Annotated in this window: 15 protein-coding genes and 2 pseudogenes; 15 read left to right on the forward strand and 2 right to left on the reverse strand. The window is 73.4% G+C overall.

What is annotated here, in order from left to right; translation table 11 throughout:
• Positions 1–91 precede the first annotated feature (91 nt).
• Positions 92–1,021, forward strand: coding sequence for an oxidoreductase (locus OG823_RS18730; protein ID WP_371480736.1), 930 nt, complete (start codon positions 92–94; stop codon positions 1,019–1,021).
• A gap of 669 nt (positions 1,022–1,690) precedes the next feature.
• Here the strand turns inward: OG823_RS18730 and OG823_RS18735 are convergent.
• Positions 1,691–2,488 (reverse strand): annotated as a pseudogene (locus OG823_RS18735) (HAD family hydrolase); the annotation flags it as partial.
• A 986-nt stretch (positions 2,489–3,474) separates the two neighbouring features.
• On the opposite strand from OG823_RS18735, the gene ssd reads away from it, so the two are divergent.
• The 7 genes and pseudogenes from ssd to OG823_RS18770 all read left to right on the forward strand — a co-directional run.
• Positions 3,475–4,590, forward strand: a complete 1,116-nt coding sequence (gene ssd, locus OG823_RS18740; protein ID WP_371480737.1) for a septum site-determining protein Ssd — start codon at positions 3,475–3,477, stop codon at positions 4,588–4,590.
• Positions 4,590–6,029 (forward strand): TadA family conjugal transfer-associated ATPase, encoded by a 1,440-nt coding sequence (locus tag OG823_RS18745; protein ID WP_371480738.1) that lies wholly within the window; start codon positions 4,590–4,592, stop codon positions 6,027–6,029. The genes ssd and OG823_RS18745 overlap by 1 nt, the downstream gene beginning before the upstream one ends.
• A 111-nt stretch (positions 6,030–6,140) precedes the next feature.
• The gene (locus OG823_RS18750) at positions 6,141–7,277 is read left to right on the forward strand and encodes a type II secretion system F family protein (RefSeq protein ID WP_371480739.1); all 1,137 of its coding nucleotides are present in this window, start codon (positions 6,141–6,143) and stop codon (positions 7,275–7,277) included.
• On the forward strand, positions 7,274–8,212 hold the full coding sequence (locus OG823_RS18755) for a type II secretion system F family protein (protein WP_371480740.1): 939 nt from the start codon (positions 7,274–7,276) through the stop codon (positions 8,210–8,212). The genes OG823_RS18750 and OG823_RS18755 overlap by 4 nt, the downstream gene beginning before the upstream one ends.
• A 76-nt stretch (positions 8,213–8,288) precedes the next feature.
• Positions 8,289–8,555 (forward strand): DUF4244 domain-containing protein, encoded by a 267-nt coding sequence (locus tag OG823_RS18760; protein ID WP_371480741.1) that lies wholly within the window; start codon positions 8,289–8,291, stop codon positions 8,553–8,555.
• A complete protein-coding gene (locus tag OG823_RS18765; RefSeq protein WP_371480742.1) occupies positions 8,545–8,952 on the forward strand; it encodes a TadE family type IV pilus minor pilin in 408 nt (135 codons plus the stop codon). The genes OG823_RS18760 and OG823_RS18765 overlap by 11 nt, the downstream gene beginning before the upstream one ends.
• Positions 8,940–9,284: pseudogene (locus OG823_RS18770) on the forward strand (Rv3654c family TadE-like protein); the annotation flags it as partial. The gene OG823_RS18765 and the pseudogene OG823_RS18770, both read left to right, overlap by 13 nt.
• A gap of 213 nt (positions 9,285–9,497) precedes the next feature.
• On the opposite strand, the gene OG823_RS18775 reads toward OG823_RS18770, so the two are convergent.
• Positions 9,498–11,915, reverse strand: a complete 2,418-nt coding sequence (locus OG823_RS18775; RefSeq protein ID WP_371480743.1) for a DEAD/DEAH box helicase — start codon at positions 11,913–11,915, stop codon at positions 9,498–9,500.
• Positions 11,916–12,136: 221 nt separating this feature from the next.
• Here OG823_RS18775 and bldG point away from each other — a divergent pair, with 221 nt between their 5' ends.
• The 7 genes from bldG (at position 12,137) to topA (ending at position 21,104) form a co-directional block, all read left to right on the forward strand.
• Complete coding sequence (gene bldG / locus OG823_RS18780) at positions 12,137–12,478, forward strand: anti-sigma factor antagonist BldG (protein WP_371480744.1); 342 nt, start codon at positions 12,137–12,139, stop codon at positions 12,476–12,478.
• A gap of 118 nt (positions 12,479–12,596) precedes the next feature.
• A complete protein-coding gene (locus tag OG823_RS18785) occupies positions 12,597–13,010 on the forward strand; it encodes an ATP-binding protein (protein WP_371480745.1) in 414 nt (137 codons plus the stop codon).
• 574 nt (positions 13,011–13,584) lie between these two features.
• Positions 13,585–13,917 (forward strand): cyclophilin-like family protein, encoded by a 333-nt coding sequence (locus OG823_RS18790; protein ID WP_371480746.1) that lies wholly within the window; start codon positions 13,585–13,587, stop codon positions 13,915–13,917.
• 151 nt (positions 13,918–14,068) lie between these two features.
• Positions 14,069–14,833: a small secreted protein gene (locus tag OG823_RS18795; protein ID WP_371480747.1), complete on the forward strand. Its 765-nt coding sequence runs from the start codon at positions 14,069–14,071 to the stop codon at positions 14,831–14,833.
• A gap of 215 nt (positions 14,834–15,048) precedes the next feature.
• Positions 15,049–16,596 (forward strand): methyltransferase, encoded by a 1,548-nt coding sequence (locus OG823_RS18800; RefSeq protein ID WP_371480748.1) that lies wholly within the window; start codon positions 15,049–15,051, stop codon positions 16,594–16,596.
• A 406-nt stretch (positions 16,597–17,002) separates the two neighbouring features.
• Positions 17,003–17,488 carry a DUF3592 domain-containing protein gene (locus tag OG823_RS18805; RefSeq protein WP_371480749.1) on the forward strand — a complete coding sequence of 162 codons (486 nt, stop codon included), beginning with the start codon at positions 17,003–17,005 and terminating at the stop codon, positions 17,486–17,488.
• A gap of 760 nt (positions 17,489–18,248) precedes the next feature.
• Positions 18,249–21,104, forward strand: a complete 2,856-nt coding sequence (topA, locus tag OG823_RS18810) for a type I DNA topoisomerase (protein WP_371480750.1) — start codon at positions 18,249–18,251, stop codon at positions 21,102–21,104.
• Positions 21,105–21,197 lie beyond the last annotated feature (93 nt).

Genomic DNA, 21,197 nt, shown 5'->3' on the forward strand with positions numbered 1-21,197 from the left:
CCCCACGGGCCGGGGAACGAAGGATTGCCTCGAACGGGTGATGGCGGGGTTGCTGTGTCGGCGGCGGGGATCGGGACCTTACTCTCGGGTAGTGAGCACTGGAACAGATCCCCTTGCCCCGTTGGCCGAGCTGCCCGGGGTGCCCGAGGCCGTCGCCGAGGTGCGTAAGTCCGTCGACCGTCTCTATGGCCACCGCGTCATGCGCCGCCGCGCCGGCGAGGTCACCTCGGAGGCGGCCCTGCGAGGCGCCCGGGCCTCGGCGGCGCTCGACGGCGCGGACTGGCCGCTGGAGGAGGTCCGCAGGCGTACCGACTTCGGGGCCGACGCGCAGTCGCGTACGGTCGGTGCCGCACTGCGGGTCTCGGCCGAGGCCGGACAGTTGCTGAGTGTCTGGCGGCACTCGCCCCTGCAGGTGTTGGCGCGTCTGCACCTGCTCGCGGCGGGGGACGGCGCGGATTCGGCCGGGCGGCCGCGGCAGGCGGGGGAGAGCGCCGAAGCGCTGTTCCCGCTCGAACTGGCTGCGGTGGAGAGCCTCCGGGCCAAGGACTCGGACGAGGGCTCCGGGGAGGAGGAGGCCGGGCGTGCGCCGTCCGACCCGCCGGCCGATCTCCCGGTCGCACCCGGCGCGGAGGAGGTCGCGGCTCGTCTGGACCAGCTCTCGCAGCTCCTGGTCGCGCGGACCGACGGCCCCGGCGGCGGGGCGCCGGCACTCGTGGTGGCGGCGGTGGTGCACGGTGAGTTGCTGGCCCTGCGGCCCTTCGCTTCGCACAACGGTGTGATCGCCCGTGCCGCCCAGCGCATCGTGCTGATCGCGGAGGGACTGGACCCGAAGGCGATCTGTCCGGCCGAGGTCGGATTCGCGGAGCTCGGCACCGACGCGTACCGGCGGGCACTGAACGGCTACTTGGCAGGGACCCCGGACGGGCTGGCCGCCTGGATCGCCCATTGCGGGTACGCCCTGCGGCTCGGCTCGCGCGAGAGCACCGCCGTCTGCGAGGCGATGCAGCGCGGGATGGTCTGAGCCGCCGTACCCGGCCGGCCGGGCGAAGGGGGCGTCGCTCCGGTGGCGGGCGCGCCGGCCGGCCCGGCGGTCCTCCGACGGCCCGACGGGCGCGGCCCGGGTGGTTCGACGGCCCGATGCTGCGACGGCCGGTTTTCCAGCGGCCGGTGTTCCGACGGCCGGTGTTCCGACGGGCCAGGGGCCCGGCCGTTCGATCCATGGCTGGGTGTCAACGAGGCTGCGGGCCAACGGCTACCCGGGAGTCGCACACGGGACGCGGGGGATCGCGGAGTGGCTCCGGAACAGAGAGATGCGACGGCACCTGATCCTGCCGGGTGCCGCCGCTGGTACAGGTACCGGGTTACCAAGCATGCACCGGAAGTGCCCATCAGACGGGGATCCTGCCCGTTCGTCTGGTGCGGCGGCCCGACAGCGGGTCGGCTGCATGTGGGTGCTCGGTTATCTGTACGCGGTCCGTGGGCCTGAACTGCGTTGTCGGTTTGACCTCTTCGGGTCCTGACCGGGTCTCGCGGGCCGTGTTTCCTTTGTATCGCGTTTCAGGGCAAAGGGGAACCCGAAACGCGAAGTTATTGGCTTTTGCCCCTTTTGGAGCGGGGCCGGTCGAACCGGACGGCCGCCCTCCACCGTGCCGGTGCCGCGGCGAGCGGCCGGCCGGCCCCGCCGGCGGTCTCAGGCCACGGGTCGGCGCCGCTTGGAGGCGTACCAGATCACCCCGGCGGTCAGGAGCGCCGTGCCGATCGCCACCGCCGTGAGGACGGAACGGCTCGGTGCGGAGAACTCCGGGAGCCGGCGCCTGAGTTCCACCGGTCGGTCGAAGACCAGCACCGGCCACTCGCGCGCGACCGCCTCCTTGCGCAGGGCCCGGTCGGGGTTGACCGCGGAGGGGTGCCCGACCGCTTCGAGCAGCGGAAGGTCGGTCGAGGAGTCGCTGTAGGCGTAGCAGTCCGCCAGGTCGTAGCCCTCCGTGAGGGCCAACTCCCTGATGGCCGCCGCCTTGTTCTCGGCGTACGCGTAGTACTCGATCTCGCCGGTGTAGCGCCCGTCCTCGATCTTGAGACGAGTGGCGATGACGTGGTCCGCACCGAGCAGGGCGCCGATCGGCTCGACCACCTCGGATCCGGAGCTGCTGACGATCACCACGTCGCGCCCGGCTGCGTGATGCTGCTCGATCAGGGAGGCGGCCTCGTCGTAGATGATCGGGTCGATCAGATTGTGCAGCGTCTCGGCGACGATCTCGCGGACCTGCTGGACGTTCCAACCGCGGGTCAGAGCGGAGAGGTACTCCCGCATCTTCTCCATCTGGTCGTGGTCCGCGCCACCGACCAGGAAGACGAACTGCGCGTAGGCGCTCTTCAGCACCGCCCGACGGTTGATCAGGCCGCCCTGGTAGAAGGGGCGGCTGAAGGCGAGAGCGCTCGACTTGGCGATGATCGTCTTGTCGAGATCGAAGAAGGCGGCCGTCCTCGGCCCCGCGGAGGCGCGGGGGCGCGGTGCGGCCGGGTGAGGCGCCTCGTCGGCGTGCTGGGGCTCCGGGGCGGTGGCCGCGGCCCCGAGGCCGTCCTCGGCGTCCGCCGCGCTCTCGGCTCCCCCGGGGTCGGTGGCGTCCCTCCTGTCGCGGGAGGTCCCGGTGTCGCGGGAGACCCCTGTGTCGCGGGAGACCCCGGCGTCCTCGGAGGCCGATCGGGTGTCCGGCCGGGGGCTCGGGCCGGAGGCGGCTCGCGGGCCGTCCTCGGAGTTCGCGCCGGTGTCGGAGGTGTCGTCCGTGTACTCGTCGGCGTTCTCGGTGGTGTCCACGGGAACCGAGGATAGAGGGCGGTGCAAAACACCCCGCCATTCGGTGTACTCCGAGCTGTGCGGGTTTGTGTTTCTGGCCGCTCGGGTACACCATGGAAGTCACGGATCGTTCGCGACCGTGCTAACCCGGTCCGGCTCCTCCCCCCCGAGTCGGACCGTGGATAGACGACCCCCGCTCTCCCCCCCGGCGGGGGTCGTCGCATGTCCGGGCCCGTTTTTGAGCCGCGAGCTCGGCCCGGAGCGGCTTTCGTGGGGGCTCCCGTCGCGGTTCGACCCCTGAGTGCCGGGGCGCCCCGAGAGACAGATTCGTCACTCTTCGTGTCCGGTCACTGCGAGTGGCATGGCTGCGGACAATACGTCATCCGCGCGTTCGCCGAGTACTCCGGTGGCGGCCTCCGTGTGTTCCCGGAGGCGGTGTTTCGTCAATTCTTTACTCAATAGCCCCTCATGTGGGTGAACCCGGTTATCCACATCCCCGAGTTATCCACAGGCATTCGCCGCAGGGCTGACGGATTTCGGATCACCCCCCACCGTGGTGTCCGGCAGCCGTCCGCCGTTCCCCCACCCGGAGGACGGTGGAGCCGTTGCCCCATCGCAGCACTTGGACCGCGCGAACGTGCCACCGAACGGCACCGCGCCCCACCGGGGGAGACGAGACCATGTCGACACCGATCACCGACCACGGCCAGGCCGGCGGCGCCGCGCCCACCGGCCCCCTGATCGTCACCCAGGACGACGCCCTCGCCGAGCACCTGCTGCGGCTGTGCGCCGCCGCCGGGGCCGATCCGATCCTGGTCCGCTCGGCCCCGCCGCCCCGCGCGCTCTGGGCGGCCGCAGGGCTGGTACTCGTGGGGGACGACCTCGCGGAGCACTGCACCGGCCTCGCGCGCCGCTCCGGGGTACTGCTGCTCGGCCTCGATCTGGACGACTCCGAGATCTGGGTCCGGGCCGTGCAACTCGGCGCCGAGCACGTGCTGTTCCTGCCCGATGCCGAGAGCTGGCTGCTCGACCGGATCGCGGACGCGGCCGAGGGGGTCGGCCCGCCGGCGCTCACCGTCGCCGTGCTCGGCGGTCGTGGCGGAGCTGGCGCCTCGACGCTCGCCTGCGCCCTGGCGGTCAGTGCCGCCCGGGCGGGCCACCGCACCGTGCTCGTCGACGCCGATCCCCTGGGCGGAGGACTGGACGTACTGCTCGGCGGCGAGGCCGCCTCGGGGCTGCGCTGGCCCGACCTGGCGGGATCCCGGGGCCGGGTGAGCGGCACCGAGCTGGTGAAGGCGCTGCCGGCGCTCCACCAGCTCGTCGCCCTCTCATGGGATCGCGGCGACGCCCCGGCCGTCGCGCCCGAAGCCATGCGCAGCGTGCTCGCCGCCGCCCGGCGCCCGGGCGGTCTGGTCGTCGTGGACCTCCCGCGGCATCTGGACCCGGCCGCGGGGCAGGCACTGGAACAGGCCGACCTCGCATTGCTGGTGGTGCCGGCGGAACTGCGCGCCGCTGCGGCCGCCGACCGGGTCGCCGCAGCCGTACGGATGCGCCTGACGGACGTCCGGGCCGTCGTGCGGGCTCCCGGGCCCGCAGGGCTGGCCGGCGCCGAGATCGCCCGTGGGTTGCGGATGCCGCTCGCCGGGGAGCTGCCGCACGAGCCCGGTCTGGTGCTGGACATCGAGCGCGGCACGCCCCCGGGGCACCGGCGGAAGGGCCCCTTGGCCCGGTTCTGCGGTGCGTTCCTGGCCGAAGTGATGCCCTCGGTGCCGGCGCTCGACGGGGGAGTGTCCTGATGAGCCCGCTGCGCAGACCGCGTGCGTTCGGGCCGGCCGGCGCTGGCGGGTCGGGAGGTGCGCCCGTGCGCCGCCCGCTCGGCGAGGGGCCGGGCGAGACGGACACCGGCGCCGCCGACCCCGAGCGGGCCACGGCCCTGCTGGACGCCGTACGGCTGAGGCTGGCCGAGGCGGGGGCCGCTCCGACGCCGGGCTCGGTGGCGGCGGCCCTGCGGGCCTCAAGGCCGCCGCTGGGCGGCGACGACGTGCTCGACGCGGTGCGCACGCTGCGCGCGGAGATGGTCGGCGCCGGGCCGCTCGATCAGTTGCTCGCCGACCCCGCCGTCACCGATGTCCTGGTCAACGGACCCGACGAGATCTGGATCGACCGCGGTGCCGGGTTGCAACGCGCCACCGGCATCGGCTTTCCCGACGCGGAGGCTGTGCGGCACCTCGCCCACCGCCTCGCGACGGCCGCCGGTCGCCGACTGGACGACGCCAGGCCCTGGGCGGACGCCCGCCTGCCGGACGGTACCCGGCTCCATGCGGTGCTGCCGCCGGTCGCCGCCGGATGCACCCACATCTCGCTGAGGGCCAGTCGCTCCCGGCCGTTCACGCTCGGGGAGCTGGTCCGGGCCGGCTCGCTCACCCCGGCGGGGGCAGAACTCCTCGCCGCGATCCTCCGGGCCCGGCTGTCGCTGCTGATCAGCGGCGGAACGGGCACCGGGAAGACCACCCTGCTCGCGGCCCTGCTCGGGCTGGTGGGCCCGGAGGAGCGGATCGTCATCGCGGAGGACTCGGCCGAACTGCGCCCTTCCCACCCGCACGTCGTGCGGTTGCAGAGCCGGCCTCCCAACCAGGAGGGGCTCGGCGAGCTGACCCTGCGCGATCTGGTCCGGCAGGCCCTGCGGATGCGTCCGGACCGCCTGGTGATCGGTGAGGTGCGGGGGGCAGAGGTGTCCGAGCTGCTGGCAGCCCTGAACACCGGCCACGAGGGCGGCTGCGGGACGGTCCACGCCAACACCGCTGCCGATGTTCCGGTGCGGCTGGAGGCGCTGGGGTCGCTCGCGGGCCTCGACCGCCTGGCTCTGCACAGTCAGCTGCGCGCGGCACTGGACGTGATCGTTCACCTGGTCCGCGACCGGACCACGGGGCTGCGCCGGATCGCCGAGATCCACACCCTCACCGGGGACCGGGCCGGCTTCGCCGTGACCACCCCGGCGGTGGCCTTCACGATCGACGGCGCCGCGGTGCCCGGCGCCGGGTGGGAGCGGCTAGCGCGGCTCTGCGCGGCGCGGGGCGTCTCGTTGCCGGGCACCGCGCTGCCCGGCACCTCGTTGCCCGGCCCGGGGCGGGGCGGGGGAGCGACGGCTGCTGTGCTGCCCGACGAGTCGGCTGCGCCGTCGACCGGCGCCTCGTCCGCCGCGCCGTTCGGCGGTCCCTCCGGCGGGGCGCCATGACGGCGGGCGCGGCCGAGGCGCTGTTCCTCCTGATGCTCTGCGGCCTTGCCCGGGCCGCATGGGTCCTGCTCGAACCGCGGGCCGGAAGAGACCTGTCACGAGGAGACGAACATGACCGCACGTCAGATCGATGCTTTCTGGGCCGCCGTGCTGTGCGGAACGGCCCTGCTCGGGCGCCAGGTGCTCCGGCGCCAGGCCGTCGGCGTCCGACACCGGCGACTGCTGCCCGGTGCCGCCGGCGGCGCAGGGCGGGCTCTCGCCACGGCCGCCACGGCCGCCATGGCGCCGGCTGCCCGGCTGAGACGTGGAGTGACGGCGTCGAGGGCGTTCCGACCGCGGTGGCTCGTGCCGGAGCTGGTTCTTCTGCCGGTCGCTCTGACGGCGGCGGAGGGACTGAGTTCGCCCCTTCCGTTGCTCGTCGGTGCCGCGGGCGTCGTGCCGCTGCGCCGATGGCGAGCACGGCGGCGCAGCGAGCTCGGAGCACGCCGACGTGCCACCGCCGTGGTCGAGTTGTGCACGGCGCTGGCTGCCGAGCTGCGCAGCGGAGCGACACCTGAGCAGGCCCTCCACACGGTCACCACGAGTCTCGCGCGGGATCGGGCCCTGCTGGACCGGCTGGGTGAGGAGCCGGTGGCCCGGTTGGCGGCCGGCCGCTACGGCGGGGACGTACCGGCGGCTTTCGGACTGCTCGCCGAGCTTCCCGGGGGTCGGGGCGCCGCCGCGGTCGCGGCCTGTTGGCGGGTCGCCTCCGGCAGCGGTGCGGGCCTGGCGGACGGTCTGGACCAGGTCGCCGAGAGCCTGCGGTCCGAACGCGCCCTGGCCGAGGAGATCGAGGGTGAGTTGGCCGCTCCGCGGGCCACGATCACCGTGCTGGCGGTCCTGCCGGTACTCGGCCTGCTGCTCGGCAGCACACTCGGGGCGCGTCCGCTGGACATCCTGCTGCACAGCGCCACGGGCCTGGGCTGCCTGGCGGGTGGCGCGCTCCTGGAGCTGGCCGGTCTGGTGTGGACGGCGCGCATCGTCCGGACGGCCCGAGGCGTCCACGACGGACCGGGCTCGCGGCCGGCGGCCGGCGAGCGCGCGCTCCCCGGGGAGCGCGCGAGCACCTGCGGGATCGCTCGCCGCCGAGTGACTCCCGGCACGCCCCCGACGCCTGTCGTGGGAGGGACGTCCGTCAGGGTGCGCTCGCCTGCCACGGCGCGGGTGGAGCAGGCCGGGGCCCGGCTGCGGCGGGCGGTGCTCGGGTGAGCGCCCTGCTGGCGTCGGGCCTGGTGGCCCTGGGATGGCCGGCGCCGTCGAGGTGGCTGCTGCCGTCGGGGTGGCTGGTGCCGTCGGCCTGGGGAGCCGCGGGTGCGGCGCTACTCGCCCGCCGGTCCACCGGCGGGCGGTGGAGCCGGGTGCCCCGCTGGGCGGGCCTGAGCGAGCAGTTCGGGGCGCTCCCGCACCGCGGTTCGTCCCTTCCGGGCCGGGGGCTCGACCGCTGGGCTGCCAGGGCCCGGCGGGCATCGGGTGCGGCCGCTCGGCGTCGGAGTGCCCGAACCGGGCAGCGGCAGCGGCTCGGGCCGTGGTCGGGGGCCGGCCGGATTCTCCTTCTCGTCCTGATCGGGATCGGCGCGACGGTGTTGATCGGCGGCCTCGGCGGACTGCTGGCCGGTGTGGGCCTCACGGTCGGACTCCACCGCCTGCTGACACGGTGGCGGTCGGCCGCGGAACGCGGTGCCGCGCAGGAGCAGCTGGCCCTGGCCGGTCAACTGCCGATGACCGCGGAGCTGCTGGCGGCCTGCCTGTCGTCCAGCAGCGCTCCCGGGCCGGCCGTCGCGGCCGTCGGGCAGAGCGTCGGGGAGCCGATGGCCCGCAGGCTCGCCGCGGTCTCGGCCGAGTTGGCCCTCGGCGCGCCGCCGGAGCTCAGCTGGGGCCGGTTGGGCGAGGCGTGTCCGACGCTGGCTCCCCTGGGGCGTTGCCTCGTCCGGACGAGTGTCAGCGGATCACCGCCGGCCGGGCCGCTCAGAGGCCTTGCACAGGCCCAGCGGGGCTCTGCCGTACGGGCAGCGCACGCGAGGGTTCGGCGGGCCGCAGTGATGGCCACAGCGCCGCTCGGGGTCTGTTTCCTGCCGGCCTTCGTCCTGATCAGCGTCGTGCCGGTGGTCCTCGGCCTGACGTCGATGTTCGCCCGTCGCCTGTGATCGACCGTCATGATTCCCGTCCCGCGACGCCGGTGCGACCGGAACGCGATCGACCTGTGAGAAACAAGGAGTTCCCATGGCCACAACGATTCCCGGCCGTCCGGCCGTCGGCCCTGTCCGGCGGACGATGGCGGCGCTGTGCCGGCGGCGCGGCCGCTGGGCGGCTTTGCGGTTGCGCAGGACGGCCGCCGGCCGGACGGACAGCGGGATGACCACGGCCGAGTACGCGGTCGGGACGCTCGCGGCCTGCGCCTTCGCGGCGATTCTCTACAAGGTCGTCACCAGCGGCGCGGTGACCGGCACGCTGACCGAACTGCTCGATCGGGCGCTCCATGCGGCGTGATCGAGCGCCGGGCCCGGGCCGCGCTCGCGACGCGGGGTTCGCGACGGCGGAGACGGCGGTCGCCCTTCCGGCTCTGGTCCTGCTCGCGGCGATGCTCATCTGGGGCGTGGTCGCGGCCGCGGCGCAGATCCACTGCGTCGACGCGGCGCGGGTGGGGGCCCGGGCCGCCGCTCGCGGCGACACGGACGCCGTCGCCGTCGCTCGGAGCGCCGCCCCGCCGGGGGCGGTGGTCCGGATCACGACCGCGGGCGACGCGGTCCGGGTGACGGTGGAGGCACCGTGTCCGGGCCCGGGGCGTCTGGCGGCTCTGCTCTCGGTCCGGCTGGGGGCGACGGCGGTGGCGGCCAGGGAGGACACCATGACCGGTGGGGCGGGCGGTGCGTCATGGCCTTCGTGACCCGCGGAAGGCGCGCCACCGGGGCCCCGGTGGTGTGGACCGCCCGACGCCGGCCGCCCGACGCGGGTTCGGCGACGCTGTGGCTGCTCGCACTCGCGATGCTCGGGTGCGCGGTGTTCACCGCCGTCCTGGCGGTCGGATCGGTCATCGGCGCCCGGCACCGGGCGGAGTCCGCCGCCGATCTGGCGGCGCTCGCGGCGGCCGACCACCTGCTGGTGGACCAGGACGGCGGCTGCGGCCGGGCACGCGCCATCGCCGGCGCACATCACGCCGACGTGCTGTCGTGTTCGGTCGACCTCTCCCAGGACGCGGTCGAGGTGACCGTCGAGCTGCCCGTCACTGGTGTGCCGATTCCGCTCGGGCCCGTGCGGGCACGGGCGCGCGCCGGACCGGTGTGGGCGTCCGGCGACGCCACGGACGATGCCGCTGGCGCCCCGGTCGCCCCGGGCGGCCAAGCGGGCCACGCCGCCTCGGCCGGCCGCCCTCCGCCCGCCGGGCTCCTCTCCGGAGACGGTCCTGCGGAGAGCAGGACGTCCTGGTCCGAGCTACCCCCGTCCGCCGGTGCCCGTCCCGGCGCCGCCCTTCGGATCCGGCCCCGCACCGCCCTCGGCGACTCCGCCGTCGGAGACCGGGCCGGTTGCGTCCTCGCTCTCCGGGGCCCCGGAGAGCAGGGCGTCCAGCAGCCGCACTGCCGCCGCCTTGTCCAGCGGATCGTTGCCGTTGCCGCATTTCGGGGACTGCACACAGGACGGACAGCCCCGGTCGCACTCGCAGGCGGCGATGGCGTCCCGGGTGGCGGTGAGCCACTGGGCCGCCCGCCGGAAGCCGCGTTCGGCGAATCCCGCACCGCCGGAGTGGCCGTCGTACACGAACACGGTGGGCAGCTGGGTGTCCGGATGGAGCGGTACCGACACCCCGCCGATGTCCCAGCGGTCGCAGGTGGCGAAGAGCGGCAACAGGCCGATCGACGCGTGCTCGGCGGCGTGGGCGGCTCCGGGCAGCTGGTCGAACGGGATGTCCGCGTCGAGGAGCTGATCCTCGGTGACGGACCACCAGACCGCCCGGGTGCGCAGTGTCCTGGGCGGAAGGTCGAGCTTGCTCTCGCCCAGGATCTCCCCGGTGGAGATGCGCTTGCGCAGGTATCCGACCACCTGGTTGACCACCTCCACGGAGCCGAAGCTGAGCCGTGCCCTGCCCCAGTCCACCGTGGTGTCGGTGGAGAGCACCGAGATTGAGGTGATGTCACGGGCCGCCGTCGTGTAGGGCGGATCGGCCCGTACGACGAGGGCGACGGAACTCTCCAGGTCCAGCTCCCGGACGAGGTACGTCTGCCCCCGGTGCAGGTGGACGGCGCCGGTGTGGACGGCGGCGTGGGAGGCGGACGCGTCGACCGTGCCGAGCAGCCGTCCGGTCTCGGCCTCGACGATCTGCACCGGGCTGCCGCCGCTCCCTCGCAGGTCGACGGCGTCGGCGGCGCGCTCACGCCTGGTCCAGTACCAGGCGCCGGCCCGACGACGCAGCAGGCCGCGCTGCTCCAGTATCGGCAGCAGAGCCGCGGTCGAGGGCCCGAACAGCTCCAGGTCGTCTTCGCTCAGTGGGAGTTCGGCCGCGGCCGCGCACAGGTGCGGGGCGAGGACGTGCGGGTTGTCCGGGTCGAGCACGGTGGCTTCGACGGGAGTGTCGAACAGTGCCTGCGGGTGGTGGACGAGGTACGTGTCGAGCGGATCGTCGCGCGCGATCAGGATGGCCAGGGCGCCCTGGGCCTCCCGGCCGGCCCGGCCGGCCTGCTGCCAGAGCGAGGCCCTGGTGCCGGGGTAGCCGGCCATCAGCACCGCGTCGAGCCCGGAGACGTCGACCCCGAGTTCCAGGGCCGAGGTCGAGGCGAGGCCGAGCAGCCTGCCGGAGTGCAGGTCGCGCTCCAGAGCCCGGCGCTCCTCGGCCAGATAGCCGCCGCGGTAGGCGGCGACCCGGTCACCGAGCGGTCGGCCGAGTTGCTCCTGGGTCTGGAGCGCGACCAGCTCCGCGGAGCGCCGGGAGCGCACGAAGACGACCGTCCGGGTGCTGTTCTCCACGAGTTCGGTGAGCAGGTAGGCCGCTTCGGACGTGGCGGTCCGGCGGACGGGAGCGCCGTGTTCGCCGACGTTCTCGGTCAGCGGCGGCTCCCAGAGCCCGAACACCAACGGGCCGCGGGGGGAGCAGTCCTCGGTGACGGCCACGGCCGGCAGGCCGGTGAGCCGCTCCGCCGTCACCGCCGGATCGGCGGTGGTGGCCGAGGCGAGCAGGAACGTGGGCGAGGAGCCGTAGCGGGCGCACAACCGGCGCAGCCGCCGTAGCACCTGGGCGACGTGCGAGCCGAAGACGCCCCGGTAGGTGTGGCACTCGTCGACGACCACGTATCTCAGAGTCTTCAGGAAGGAGGCCCAGCGCGCGTGGGCGGGCAGGATGCCGCGGTGCAGCATGTCCGGATTGGTCAGCACGTACGAGGCGTACTGGCGCACCCACTCCCGCTCCTCGGGCGGGGTGTCGCCGTCGTAGAGGGCGGCCCGGACCCGTGCGGGGGCGAGCTCGGCCGCCCGGCGGCGCTGGTCGGCCGCGAGCGCCTTGGTGGGCGCCAGGTACAGAGCGGTCGCGCCCCGGCCGTTGCGGGCCTCGGTGCCGTCCAGGAGGTCGCTGAGCACGGGCGCGAGGTAGCCGAGCGACTTGCCCGAGGCGGTACCTGTGGCGAGCACCACAGTTTGACCGGTTTTGGCAAGATTCATCGCCTCGGTCTGGTGGGCCCAGGGCTTCGCCACGCCCAGCGCCAGCGCGGATGCCACGATTTCCGGCCGGATGCTGTCCGGCCAGTCGGCATGGCGGGCCCGGCGGGCGGGCAGATGCTCCGTATGGGTGAGCCGATCCGACCGTCCCCGGGCGGCGGAGAGGGTCGCTAGCAGTGCCTCGGGCGGGCGGTGACGGGGCGGCATGGGGACCCAGTGTGTCACCGGCGTGACGGAGAATCGCTGTAAGCCATCGTGCGGGCATGGCCGCAGGTGGTTGAATGAAGCCGTAACGGCCACATGGCCGAGGGTCGCAGTGTCGAGGCTCGCCGCGTGCTTGTTCGGCGCGCCCAGGCTCGCGGCCACGCGGTGGCGGCCGTAAGGCCGAAGATCGCAATGACGTAGCAAGGCAAGGTGCTGGAGGTTCCGTGGACCTGTCCCTGTCGACCCGTACAGTCGGCGATCGCACGGTCGTCGAGGTTGGCGGCGAGATCGATGTGTACACCGCCCCGAAGCTGCGTGAGCAGCTGGTCGAGCTCGTCAACGACGGCAACTACCACTTGGTTGTCGACATGGAGGGCGTGGACTTCCTCGACTCGACCGGTCTCGGCGTCCTGGTGGGCGGGCTCAAGCGAGTTCGGGCACATGAGGGTTCGCTGCGCCTGGTGTGCAACCAGGAGCGCATTCTGAAGATCTTCCGGATCACCGGTCTCACCAAGGTTTTCCCGATCCACACCTCGGTGGACGACGCGGTCGAGGCGACCGACTGATTCCGCTGGGTGGGGCGACGGGACCGACCGGTCCCGTCGCCCCCACAAGGGGTCGGCCGTGGTCGGCCCTCGGGGCCGGCCTGGCCGGCTCGTGGTCGGAGAATCCCGAGGGGGAGACATGGCAACGGTCGAACTTCGATTCAGTGCGCTTCCCGAGCACGTGCGCACAGCCCGGCTGGTGGCCGCGGCGGTGGCAAGACGTGCCGGAGTCGACGAGTCGGTGCTCGACGAGGTGCGACTCGCGGTCGGCGAGGCGTGCTCCCGCGCGGTGGGCCTTCACCAGCGTGCCGGGCTTACGGGCGCCGTCCGGGTGGCTCTTACCGACCAGGAGAAGCGTTTCCTCATCGAGGTCGAGGACGAGGCCGGCCCGCTGGCCGTTCCGGGGCCCGGTGCCCTGGACGACGCCGACGAGGACGCGCTCGGTCTCGCCGTGATCAGTGGCCTGGTCGAGGATCTTGAGGTCAGCGCCGGTGTGAGTGGCGGTCTGGTCCGGATGAGCTGGCCGGTATCGGTCGACGCGCTGGCGCGCTGAGCGCCGACTGTCTTCAGAGCTTCCGTTCCGACGCCGCTCTTGCGAGCACACGTCCACGAGGACGTGGGCCGGCTGCGGGCCTGCTCGCCGTGCCGTGCTGCTCGGTCGCGCCCGCCAGCCACCTCGAGTGCGCGGGGTTTTGGCGCTGGTGTGCGCCCGCCGGTGTGACCGCGTCCGGGGTGTGCCCTCACCCGGCCGCGGCGTCCTTGCCATGCCCGGCGTCCGGCCGTACCCGTCCCCGCCGGGCATGCTCCCCGCGGCCCTTTGCCACGCCCGCGCCCTTGTTGGCCCTGTCCTGCGTGCCGGGCCCGCCGTCGGTGTCCTCCCCCCTCCCCCTCCATGCCACGGTCGCCGTGGGTGCCGTAGCTGCCGTGGTGGCGCGCCGGCCCTGTCGGGGCCAGGGCTCGCGCATCCGGTCATGGTTGACAGATTGTTGAATCCGGCGGTTCTCTGCTCTCTGGGGCGATCGGATCGGATCCGTCGGAATTGAGGGGGGAGCACCCAGCGGATACGCATCCTTTGGCCTGCCGCCGAGGCGACGGCCACCTTGAAGCGGACACTCACTGCCGAGGCGATGGCCACCTTGAAGCGGACACCCACCGCCGAGGCCCTCTGGGACGTACTGCCCCTCAGTTCCTCGGCGAACACCTGGGGCGAAGAGGTGTACTTCGGTACCCCGATCAGCGTGCCGCAGGAGGCGCACGCCCAGGTGGTGGTCGAGCCGGGCGTCGTGACCTTCTGGACGGACGGGGACAGCCCGGCGCTGCCGTACGGGCCGACGTCCGTCTCGCGGGCCGGCGACTGCAGGCTGGCCGGCCCTTGCAACGTCCTGGGCGCGCTGGAGGGTGACGCGAAGGTGCTGCGCACGGTCCGGCCGGGCGATGCGATCCGGGTCGAGCGGGCCTGAGCCGGGAGCGAGCGGGCCGGGCGCCGAAGGGGACTCGCCGCCGGACGGACCGGGCGCCGTCGGGCACCGGCCCTGAGCGGGGACGGAGCAGTTGCGAACGGGGGCCGTGTAGGTTCGCTGTTCGACGACCGCAACCGAAAGGGCTCTCCCGGTGAACAAGCGACAGCTGGCCGTACCCGCGCTGGGCGCACTGCTCGCGCTCGGCGCCGTCGGGTGCGGCGGTGACAACAGCGCTCAGCAGAACGCCTGGGCGACGGGTGTCTGCGACGCGGCCAAGGACCCGATCGCCCAGGCGCAGGCCGCTCTGGGTGACACCGGCCAGGTCAAGGCGGCCGAGGTGCCGGCCGATCTGCAGAAGCGGCTCTCCGCCGACGTCGCCCGGCTGGCCAAGACCAACCAGCAGATCGCCGAGGCCATCGACAAGGCCGGCGCGCCCAAGGTCGACAACGGCGCCGGCCTGCAGAAGGACGCCGTCGACGAGCTGAACCGGGCCGCGCAGGGCTACCTGGACGTCCAGAAGAAGCTGGACGCACTGCCCACCACGGACCAGGCGAAGTTCGCGGACGGTCTGCGCAGTGTCGGTGACCAGGTGCAGCAGCTGGCGACGCTCTCGACGCAGGCCCAGAACAAGCTCCAGACCGGCGAGCTCGGAGCGGCGATGGCGAAGCAGCCCGGCTGCAAGCCCGTCCCCGCCGGCGCGAACGCCGCGTCCGGGAGCCCCGCGTCCGGGAGCCCCGCTGCGGTAGACGGCACCGTAACCACCCCCGGCGCTACCCCGGGAGCGGCAGGAACACCGGCTGCGGACGGCGCATCCCCGTCCGCCACCGCCACCGACGCCGGTGCCCCGGCAGCGTCACCGTCCTCGCCCACCGCCACCGCCACCGCTCCGTCCTCGCCCACCGCCTCGGCCGGCTGACGCCCCGCACCGCCGCCGCCAGTCGGCCAGTCCGCCGTCCGCCGTCCGCCGTCCGCCGTCCGCCGTCCGCCGTCCGCCGTCCGCCGTCCGCCGTCCGCCGTCCGCCGTCCTCCCGCGCCGTCCACACCCGTGACCGGTGCAGTCCACCGCCGCCACCCCGGTCGACCGGCGCGCGCCACGTCGGCCGGGGGCGGCGACCGCGAGACAATGGGCGGGTGACCAGTAGCCCTCTTCCTGACCCGACCCGTCTCGCCAAGCTGCGCGAGGCGCTGCTCGCCGCCTCGTACACCGCGGACGGCTGCCTCGACCTGCTCGGGCCCACCGGCTACGCGGCGTTGGCACGCAGCGAGGCTGTGCCCGCCCTGCGTGCCACCCGGGGAGGCAGCCCGCTGGAGACACTGGTGCGGCTGTTCCTGCTGCAACAGCCCGTGCCGTACGCGGCGGCCGCCGCCGCGCTTCCCGTCGAGGACTGCCTCGCCGACGGCTGGCTTCGGCCCGACGGAGATCTGGTGCGGGCCACCGTGGACGTCCGCCCGTACGCCAACGAGGTCGCCGGCCTGCCGAGTTCGGACGCCTGGGTGGTGTCCGACCTGGGCTGTTCCGTCGGCGGAGCGGGCGGGATCGGCTCGGGGGAGACCGCGCACGGCGTGGCGCGCAAGGAACTGGTGCTCGGCGTGGGCGGGGCGTCCACCACGCTGGCGAACATCGCGGTCCGCCGCCCCGTGCGGGCGGCGCTCGACCTGGGCGCCGGCTCCGGCGTGCAGGCCCTGCACGCCGCGCGCCACGCGCAGCGGGTCACCGCCACCGACCTCAACCCGCGTGCCCTGCGCTTCACCGAGCTGACCCTGGCGCTGTCCGGCTTCGACAACACCGCCACGGCCGAGGGCAGTCTCTTCGAGCCGGTCGATGACCGGAAGTTCGACCTGATCGTCTCCAATCCGCCGTTCGTCATCTCGCCCGGCAGTCGCTTCACCTACCGCGACGGCGGGATGGCCGGCGACGACCTCTGCCGCCGCATCGTCCGGGGCGCCGCCGCGCACCTGGAGCCGGGCGGCTACTGCCAGCTGCTCGCGAACTGGCAGCACGTCAGGGGCGAGGACTGGCACGACCGGCTGGCCGGCTGGGTGGCGGGAACCGGGTTGGACGCCTGGGTCGTCCAGCGGGAGGTCCAGGACGTCGCGCAGTACGCCGAACTGTGGCTGCGCGACGGTGGCGATCACCGCGGTCCGGGCGGTGACTACCAGGCCCGGTACGGCGAGTGGCTGGACGCCTTCGAGGCGGCGGACGTAGAGGGCATCGGCTTCGGCTGGATCACGCTGCGGGCGGGCGGCTCGCAGAGCCCGACCGTACGGGTGGAGGAGTGGCCGCACTCCGTCGAGCAGCCGCTCGGCCCGCACATCGAGAACTGGTTCGCCCGGCAGGACTTCCTCCACTCCCACGACGACGCGGGGCTGCTGGACACCCGGTACGTGCTGTCCGCGGACGTCGACCAGGAGCAGATCGGCCGCCCCGGCGCGGAGGACCCGGAGCACGTGATCCTGCGCCACAACCGCGGCATGCGCCGGGCGACGAAGGTCGACACGGTGGGCGCCGGCTTCGTCGGGGCCTGCGACGGGAGCCTGACGGCCGGCGAGATCGTGGACGCGATCGCCCACCTGCTGGACGAGGACCGGGTGGTCCTGCGGGATCAGGTACCGCAGTCGCTGCGGCTGCTGACCGAGCAGGGGTTCGTGGAGCCGGCGGCTCTCGGAGCGGTCGGCTGAGCCCGGAGCCGGCGGCCCTCGGGGTGTCCGGCTGATGCACGCAGCCGGTCGGCCCGGAGGCCGGCCGATCGCGCCCGGCCGGACGGCCGCCGCGCTCGCCGCTCCATCCCGTCCCGTTCCATCCCGTCCCGCTCCGGCGCGCTCGCCGCTCCACCCCGTCCCACTCCGGCGCGCTCGCCGCTCCGCATGCGTGTCCCGCTCCGCCCACGCGTGCCGCTCCGGCGTGCCCCGCCGCGCCGGTTGCCGTTCACGTTCCCGCCCCCGTCGGTTCGGCTCCCGTACGGCGGACGTCGGTCGGGCGTTGTCCCCGCACTGCGACGCTCTCTCCGTCGGAATCTCTGTCCACAGGCTGTGGACGGCGATCCCGGAACCGGATCGGCTGTGGACAGAGCGGGGGAGCGCTGCGGTGGAGACACCCACGGGGATGGCGGCGGGGGTCGTACTGGCGCTCTTCGGAGGCGCACTGCTGTTCTGGTGCGCCTGTGAAGTGCGTCTTCGCCACCGTCTGCGGCGGGTCGGTGTGCCGGTCCCGGCCCAGGTGGTCGCGGACGGCGACGCCCACGGCGCGCTGGACAGCGCACCGTTGCTGGCCTTCGCCACCCTGCCCTCGGTGGGTGGCCCGCAGCTGGCGGGCCTCATGACCGTCGGGGCGGGGGGCCGTAGCGAAGCCGTCGTCACCCGGCCACGTGGGCACACGCCGTTGCGGCGCCCGGCCCGGTTCGGCGTCGGTACGACGGTGCAGGTGGCATACGATCCCCGGCGCCCGAGCCGGGTGGTGCTGATCGCCGGGGAGAGCGGGTCGACGCTGCTGGTGGACGGGTTCTGGGTGGTGCTGGGCGCCGCGAGCCTGCTGGGCGGCCTCGCACTGCTGGCCTCCCTCGCGTCCGGCTGAGGGGTCTGCCCGGGCGGACCCGCGCCGGTCGGACGCACCTGCTCCGAGCCTGGTTCGTAGACCCGGCGGTCCGGCGGGTCGGCAGCCCGCGAGTCCGCCAGCCCGCGAGTCCGCGAGTCCGCCAGTCCGGCGGTCCGGCGGTCCGGCGGTCAACGGTCCGGCAGTCGGGCAGTCCGGACCCGGGCCCTCCGGTGGCCGCGACCGCCTGGAGTCCCGGCGTCCCGGCGCCCTCGTACCGTCCAGCCGCAGGCTTCGCCGGTGCCTCCCGGCAGCCGATGCCGTCTCGTACCGGACGATCCCGTGGCGGTCGACGCACGGCCGCCACCCGTCCGCGACCAGTCCGGGGCCCGTCAGCGAGCCGTCCGCCATCCCTCCGCCATCCGTCCGCCACGCCTCCGCGACCCGCCTGCGACCCGCCGACCTACGGCCCGCGCGGCCGCTGCGAGACAGCCGTCGACCGCCGGTTATCGCGATGACAGATTCTGAAATCTGTCATCCCATCCTACTGAAACCCGCCGAAGCACCCCCTCTGCGCGGCACGATCCTCCATCATCGGGTTACCGTTCGAGTGGCGTCGGGCGGCCTTGCCGGTGAAAAAGTGCGATCCGTCCGTTTGACAAGGGTGGCCGGGGTACGGTCACACTCCGCTGGTGGGGTCGTCGCGCAGCGGCAGCCCCGGACGGTGGTGAGGTCGGGCGGAGCGGCATCCGTACTGCCCGCGCCGACCAGCTCACGTAACGACCGGGAGAGAAGAGCGAAGGTGTCCCCGAGCAGCGAGACCGCGCCCAACGGCCAGCGACTCGTGATTGTCGAGTCGCCGGCCAAGGCGAAGACGATCAAGGGCTATCTCGGCCCCGGCTACATCGTCGAGGCGAGCGTCGGGCACATCCGCGACCTGCCCGGCACGGCCGCCGAGGTCCCCGACCAGTACACCGGCGAGGTTCGCCGGCTCGGAGTCGACGTCGACCACGACTTCGCTCCCATCTATGTGGTGAACGCGGACAAGAAGTCGCAGGTTTCCAAGCTGAAGGCGTTGCTCAAGGAGTCCGACGAACTCTTCCTGGCCACCGATGAGGACCGCGAGGGCGAGGCCATCGCGTGGCACCTCCAGCAGGTGCTGAAGCCCAAGGTGCCGGTGCACCGGATGGTCTTCCACGAGATCACCAAGGCCGCGATCCAGGAGGCCGTCAACAACCCGCGTGAGTTGAACCAGCGCCTGGTCGACGCCCAGGAGACCCGTCGTATCCTCGACCGCCTCTACGGCTACGAGGTCTCGCCGGTCCTGTGGAAGAAGGTCATGCCGAAGCTGTCGGCGGGCCGGGTCCAGTCCGTGGCGACCCGCCTGGTGGTCGAGCGGGAGCGGGAGCGGATCGCGTTCCGCACCGCCTCCTACTGGGACCTCACGGGCACGTTCGCGACCGGCCGCACCGCCGCCGACGCCGCGAATCCGGAGAGTTTCGGCGCCCGGCTGTCCACCGTCGACGGCAGGCGGATCGCCAGCGGCCGTGACTTCGGCCCGGACGGGCAGATCAAGAGCGCCAGTACCCTGCACCTCGACGAGCAGGCTGCCCGTGCGCTGGCCGCCGCCCTGGAGCAGACCGCGTTCAGCGTCCGCAGCGTCGAGTCCAAGCCTTACCGCCGCTCGCCGTACGCGCCGTTCCGCACCACCACGCTCCAGCAGGAGGCCAGCCGCAAGCTGGGCTTCGGCGCGAAGCGCACCATGCAGGTGGCCCAGAAGCTGTACGAGAACGGCTTCATCACCTACATGCGTACCGACTCCACCACGCTCTCGGACACGGCGATCTCCGCCGCCCGGGCCCAGGTCACGCAGCTCTACGGAGCCGACTACCTGCCGGACGCCCCGCGGACGTACGCCAGCAAGGTCAAGAACGCGCAGGAGGCGCACGAGGCGATCCGCCCCTCCGGCGACCGCTTCCGCACCCCGGCCGAGACCGGTCTGAGCAGCGACGAGTTCCGGCTCTACGAGCTGATCTGGATGCGCACCGTCGCCTCCCAGATGAAGGACGCGGTCGGGCAGTCCGTGACGGTCAAGGTCGGCGGCGCGTCCTCGGACGGCCGGGACGTGGAGTTCTCCGCGTCCGGCAAGATCATCACGTTCCACGGCTTCCTCAAGGCCTACGTCGAGGGCGCGGACGACCCGAACGCCGAGCTGGACGACCGCGAGCGGCGCCTGCCGCAGGTCACCCAGGGCGACCCGCTCTCCGCGGAGCAGCTCAACTCCGAGGGCCACTCGACCAAGCCGCCGGCCCGCTACACCGAGGCCTCGCTGGTCAAGGAGCTGGAGGACCGGGAGATCGGCCGGCCGTCGACCTACGCGTCGATCATCGACACGATCATCAACCGCAAGTACGTCTTCAAGAAGGGCACGGCGCTCGTCCCGTCGTTCCTCTCCTTCGCGGTGGTCAACCTGCTGGAGAAGCACTTCGGCCGGCTCGTCGACTACGACTTCACCGCGCGGATGGAGGACGACCTCGACCGGATCGCCGCCGGTGAGGCGAAGTCCGTGCCGTGGCTCAAGCGCTTCTACTTCGGTGAGGGCGAGGGCCACGCCGTCGGCGGCGCGGCCGAGGCCGGCAACGGCGACGGCGACCACCTCGGGGGTCTGAAGGAACTGGTCACCGACCTGGGGGCGATCGACGCCCGCGAGATCAGCTCGTTCAAGATCAGCGACGACATCACGCTGCGGGTCGGCCGCTACGGCCCGTACGTGGAGAAGGCCTCGCAGGTCGAGGGCGAGCCCGGCCAGCGTGCCGACATCCCGGACGAGCTGCCGCCGGACGAGCTGACCGTCGAGCTGGCCGAGGAGCTGCTGGCCAAGCCCAGCGGCGACTTCGAACTGGGCACCGACCCGGTCAGCGGCAACCCGGTCGTCGCCAAGTCCGGCCGTTACGGTCCGTACGTCACCGAGATCCTGCCCGAGGGCACGCCGAAGACCGGGAAGAACGCGGTCAAGCCGCGGACCGCCTCGCTCTTCAAGACGATGGCGCTGGACACCATGACGCTGGAGGACGCGCTCAGGCTGCTCTCCATCCCCCGGGTGGTCGGCACCGACCCCGAGGGCCAGGAGATCGTCGCGTACAACGGCAAGTTCGGGCCGTACCTCAAGCGCGGCACCGACTCGCGCTCGCTGACCAGCGAGGAGCAGATCCTCGGCATCACCCTCGACGAGGCGCTGGCCATCTACGCCCAGCCCAAGCTGCGCGGCCGGGCGGCCGCCGCCCCGCCGCTCAAGGAGCTCGGCACCGACCCGGTGAGCGAGCGTCCGGTGGTGGTGAAGGACGGCCGGTTCGGCGCCTACGTCACCGACGGCGAGACCAACGCGACCCTGCGCAAGGACGACGAGGTCGAGACCCTCACGCCGGAGCGCGGCTACGAGCTGCTGGCCGAGAAGCGGGCCCGCGGGCCGGTGAAGAAGGTCGCCAAGAAGGCACCGGCCAAGAAGGCCACCGCCACCAAGACGGCCGCGAAGACGACCACCACCGCGAAGAAGACGGCGGCCAAGAAGACGGTCGCCAAGAAGACCGCCACCACCACCGCCAAGACGGCGGCCAAGAAGGTCGCGGCGAAGAAGACGGCCTCCTCCGAGGAGAGCTGACAGGTCGACAGCAGTCGGTGCGGGCCCGTACCTCCGGTCGGAGGTGCGGGCCCGCGCTCTGTCCCCGAAGCGTCACAACCGTGCAATGACGGG

Source organism: Kitasatospora sp. NBC_00315, from assembly GCF_041435095.1.
Lineage (GTDB): Bacteria > Actinomycetota > Actinomycetes > Streptomycetales > Streptomycetaceae > Kitasatospora.